The 5,432-nt window shown below is 58.0% G+C and carries 1 protein-coding gene and 1 pseudogene; both read left to right on the top strand.

Annotated features, from left to right (window positions below; genetic code table 11):
- Positions 1-1,337 (top strand): annotated as a pseudogene (locus AC07W4_RS12805) (hypothetical protein); the annotation flags it as partial.
- A 205-nt stretch (positions 1,338-1,542) separates the two neighbouring features.
- On the top strand, positions 1,543-5,432 hold a 3,890-nt coding region (locus tag AC07W4_RS12800; protein WP_495032656.1), incomplete at its 3' end, for an Ig-like domain repeat protein.

Below are 5,432 nucleotides of genomic sequence, written 5' to 3'. Positions count from 1 at the left end.
GCGTGACCTGGGCCGCGGCGGCCGGCAGCCATGCAGAGGGTTCCCACACCACCGAAGCCAGGCCGATCAGTGAGACGGGGCTGAACATTGCGCTGCCGGTCACGGTGCTGGCGTTCAACCTGGGCAAAACGGTGAGCGTGACGTTTACCATGACCCGCGATGGTAAATCGCGTACGTCGCTGCCGTTGTTGTTGAATGTCGCCACCCTGCCGGACTCAAGCTTGATTCTGCCGGTGATCAAGGATGCCGACAATAACGGCGAGGGTCCGGAGTTCAATGTAGGCAATCTGACCACCAATGCCACCTATCGCATGGGCGTCTGGCCATTGATTGCCATAGGCCAATATGTATGGCTGCGCCTGAAAGGCACTAATGCTGATAACAGCCCTTACGACGTAGTCATCCATACAGCACCAGGCTCACTTGTCGGCGCACAGTGGATCAATCAAGGTTATTACGAACGAACCATCGCACTTGCAGGCTTGAGAAACCTGAAAGATGCCAGTTCTCTGAGCCTGGAGTTTAAAGCTGCGTTCGGCAAAAGCACCAATGAGAGCGAGGCTGTGGTTTTTCCCGTACGCACTTACACGATCAAGGCCTTCGAGGTGGTGACGCCGACCATCACCAAAGCCGAAGACTCCAAGGGCGTTGAAATCCCGCCAGCCGGCTTCACGTTCGACCCCACCATCAAGCTCACCGGGGGGGCGAGCAAGGGCCAGAAGGTGCAGATCCTGGACGAGACCACTTCCAAAGGCGAGGCCACGGCTGACCCGAATACCGGAATCTGGACGCTGACCGTCACCGTCCTGGCGGTTGCCGAACACAGTTTCACTGCCAAGGCGCTGTATGGCAGTGGCCTGGTTTCAACGCCACCACGCACCTTGACCCGTGTTACACCGCTCGTGCGCGACCAAACCAGTTTTACTGACCGGAACTTGAATGGCTGGACTCTCGGGCCAGGAATGGATCCTCGCGATCTGAACATAATCCAACAAGCAAATGGTAATTGGCTACTCCAAAACCGCACTTATACTAACAACTCCCTTGGCGTCTACATTCAAAAGACCCTGAACAACTTGGAGCCAGGGCGCCGGTATCGTTTTTCCGTCAATGTCACTCGGTTCGATGGCCAATACGAGTCGCCAAGATTATCGATCAGAGCTGCCGCCCTGAACGTTGCAGGCCCGACCACTTTTTCGCTGGTGGACAACTGGCAAACCATGCAAGGCACCTTCACTGCCACCAGTATGCAAATGATGGTTGATGTCTATAGTCATGTCGCAACGGGCCTCGGTAACGACTATCAAATTGATGATATCGAGATCCTCGCCCTGTAAGTTGTAGAGCACGCCACCTCCCCCCTGCGATAAGCGGGGGGAGGAAACGTGGCAGCCCATTGTTGTGCCTTCAGCGACTCGCTGCCATTCATCGAAAACCCACCCTCACCTGTTATTTCTGACAGTAGCCAACCCTCCCGGCCTGAGGCCCAATCGAGCGACCTATTCGTGTCTGAATAGCATCACATCGACGAGGGCTTTTTCCATGTCGCATTTCCGTTCGTTTCTGTTTCCGCTTTTCCCCACCGCCATTTCCCCTCTTGCTCTGCGCCCCTTGCTGGTTGCCGGCATGACGCATCCGGTCGCTGACGGTGACGGTGGCATCAACATCCAGGCCGTCTACGATAGCCCCGAGGGGATGTTGTGTGCCATCAATGCTTACAGCTTTCCAATGCTTGCCGGCGATACGCTGGATATCTACTGGGGTACCGAGAAACTCCTTACCCGGGTTGTCGAACCAGATGAAACCGACAAGACCGTGTTTTTTTTCCTGCCTGCCGGGTCCATTGTTTCCGGCTGGGTCGAGGAGGTCTATTACGTGCTGACCCGCCAGGGTGAAACCGAACCCGATGACCCGGCCGTGCCATTGCGGTTGCTGGTGAAACTGGATCGGCCGGCCGGGCGCGACAAAGACCCTCATCTACCGGGCCATTCCGAATTGCATATTGCGCAACTGCCGGAGGATGTCATCCGCAATGGCGTGGATGCCGAGTGGGCGGCAAAGGGGGTGCCCATGACCATCGGCGTGTACCCGAACATCGCCGTGCGCGATGTGATCCAGGTGAAATGGGGCAGCGCTTATCTGGCACCTCACGTTGTCACGGTGGCACAAGCTGATGGTTCCGACCCTATCGTGATCACCGCCACGCAGGCCGACATTCTGGCGGGTGGCGACAGCGCAGCGCTGTTGGTGCAATACGAGGTCCACGACGAAGTCTGGAACTACTCCGAACAATGGTCGCAATCCACCTATGTACGTGTGGAGGCAGGCGCCTGGCGCCTGGATGCGCCGATCATCAAGGAGTCGGTCAACGGCGTGATCGACCTCAAGCAACTGAACCAGCAAGACGTGACAGTACAAGTCCTGGTCCTGGGCACTGATTTCGACGTGGGCGATACAGTCACGATGACCTGGGTTGGCACGCCGCAAACCGGCAATCCGCTGACTTACACCGACACCTGGATTGTGGACAACATCCCGAGTGTCAAGGAGTTCAAGGTGCCTTACGCTGACGTCCGCGCCATCGCCATGGGCTCGGCCGACGCCTCCTACGTCCTGACCAAACTCAATGGCGGTCCACCGCTCTCCTCCAAACGCGCCTTCGCCAGCGTGATCGGTGATGTGTATGCGCATCCGGCACCGAGGATCCGGGAAATAGTCGGCAACCTCCTCGAACCCGACAACGGCATGGCCACCGTCGACATCACTTACCCTGGGATGACCAACGGTGACTTCATCAACCTGAGATGGCTCGGCACCCGATCCAATGGCCAGCCCTATGTCCATGGCCAGGAGTACACCGTCAGCCAGGGGGACGCCGAGCGTAAGAAAATCACGATTTACGTGCTGGGTGAACACATCGCCGTGCTGGCTGACGGCAGGCTTGATTTGTCTTACGTAGTGTCCAACGATGAAGTGGCCATTCATGGGGTCAGCGAGTCCGAGCACCTGCTGGTTGAGGTCAAGGCCATTCGCGCCACACTGCCGGCGCCGAAGGTGGAGGGGGCCGAAGACGATGTGCTGGATCCGTCGAAAATCTTCGATCACGCCAAGGTGCTGATCGAATACCTTGGGACGGTCAAAGATGACATTCTGACGTATTACTGGACCGGTATCAGCTCGGGCGCCAGCACCAGCGACTGGCTGCCGATCACCAGCGTCATCGCCGGACAACCGGTGAATTTTCGGGTCGATGCCCGGTTTGTCTCGACCAACATCGGGCAGTACGTCAAGGTCAGGTACACCCTCAAACACGCCAGCACCGGCTTGTACAGCTACTCCAACACCCTGAACCTGATGATTGGCTACCTGGTGGGCGAATTACTCCCGCCCGAAGTCATTCAGGCTGAAGGTGAAGCCCCCAATATCAGCCTCGATCCCATGCATGCCCTTGTCGGCGTCGATATCGACGCCGGCTATGACAGCATGGACCCGAAACTGGACGTCATCACCTTGAAGTGGCTCGGCGTACCGGGAGCAGGTACCTCCGAAGATCTCGAACTTCCCGGGCACGAAAGTAAAAAAGTGCGGTTTCATCTGGCTTCCTCGTTTGTCGGTGCCAACATCAACAAAATGGTGAGCGTCGGTTATGACGTCAAACGGTATGGTTTCGCGTCACCGTCACAGACACTGGCTTTGCGCGTCCTGACTTTTCAAAATCCCGAGGACGAGCTGCCACGGCCGAACGTTCCACAAGCGGTCAACCGAATTCTTGACCTGATGACCTTTGCCGGCGACGCCCGAGTCACTGTCGATAAATGGCCATTTATCGCGCTCAAGCAGCGCGCCTGGCTCAGGCTGCAAGGCAAGAGCGTTTCCGGAGCGCCTTACACGATCACACTGCTCGACGGCACGGAGGTCACGTCGACACAACTGGTCAACGGCCTCAATGAAACCCTCCTCAGATCCGAACTGCTGAAACTGGGCCATGCTTCACCGGCCACCGTGATCTGCAAGGTGACCTTCGATGGTGATTCACAAGAAAATACGGCCATCGAGTTTCCGCTGATGGAACTGACCGTCAGAATCCGGTACGACTACCTGACACCAGAGATCACTGATGTGATTGACTCCACAGGCCCGGTTGCGGAGGGTGGAATCACGTTCGATAAGGAAGTGACCGTTAAAGGCACGGCGACCCGTGGTGAACGCGTTGAGTTGTTTGACGGTTCCAGCTCACAGGGGTTAGCCAACGTCGGTGCCGATGGCATTTGGGAAAAGCTGCTGACTGGCCTTGAGGTAAAGAACTACCACATCGTCGCGCGAGCCCAATATGGCGCCGACCCTGTGGACAGCCTGCTTCGGGCTTTTACAGTGGTCCAGACCATTACCCCAAGCATCACCGATGTCACGGACTCCAAAGGGATCGCCATCCCCCCGGGCGACATCACCTTTGATCGCAACGTCACCGTCTCCGGCAAGGCCAGCCCCAATCAATGGATCCGGCTCCTCGATGGCGCGACGTCGCTGGGTGAAGCTCAGGCCGACGCCAGCGGTGACTGGAGCCATCCAGCCAACGCTTTGACCGTCAAGACCTACAGGCTCACGGCGAAGGCACTGTATGGCGATGGACCGGTGTCCGAAACGCGCGAGTTTAGAGTGGCCGAGGCCATTACCCCTACCATCGCCAATGTCACCGACTCCAAAGGCAGCGTTGCCCCTGGCGGCATCACCTTTGATCGCAGCGTCACCGTCACCGGCAAGGCCAGCCCCAATCAATGGGTCCGGCTCCTCGATGGCGCGACGTCGCTGGGTGAAGCTCAGGCCAACGCCAGCGGTGACTGGAGCCATGTGCTCAATTCATTGACCGTCAAGGCCTACAGCCTCACGGCGAAGGCACTGTATGGCGATGGACCTGTGTCCGAAGCGCGCGACTTTACCGTGGCCGAGGCCGATACCCCGGTGATCGCCGACGTCACCGACGTCAAAGGCAGCGTTGCCCCGGGTGGCACCACTTTTTATCGCAGCGTCACCGTCACCGGCAAGGCCAGCCCCAATCAGAAGGTCCGCCTCCTAGATGACGCAACGCCACTGGGTGAGCCTCAAAGCAACGCCAGCGGTGACTGGAGCCAGGTGCTCAATTCATTGAGCGTCAAGGAGTACAGACTCACGGCGAAGGCACTGTATGGCAATGAACCTGTGTCCGCGGAGCGCTCCTTTACTGTTGCCCAAGCGGTTACCCCGACCATCGCCAATGTCACCGACTCCAAAGGCACCGTTGCCCCTGGCGGCATCACCTTTGATCGCAGCGTCACCGTCACCGGCAAGGCCAGCCCCAATCAGAAGGTCCGCCTCCTCGATGACGCAACGCCACTGGGTGAGCCTCAAAGCAACGCCAGCGGTGACTGGAGCCAGGTGCTCAATTCATTGAGCGT

Source organism: Pseudomonas sp. GW821-FHT02A08 (genome assembly GCF_059422045.1).
This window is presented reverse-complemented; position numbering and strand designations above follow the sequence as displayed.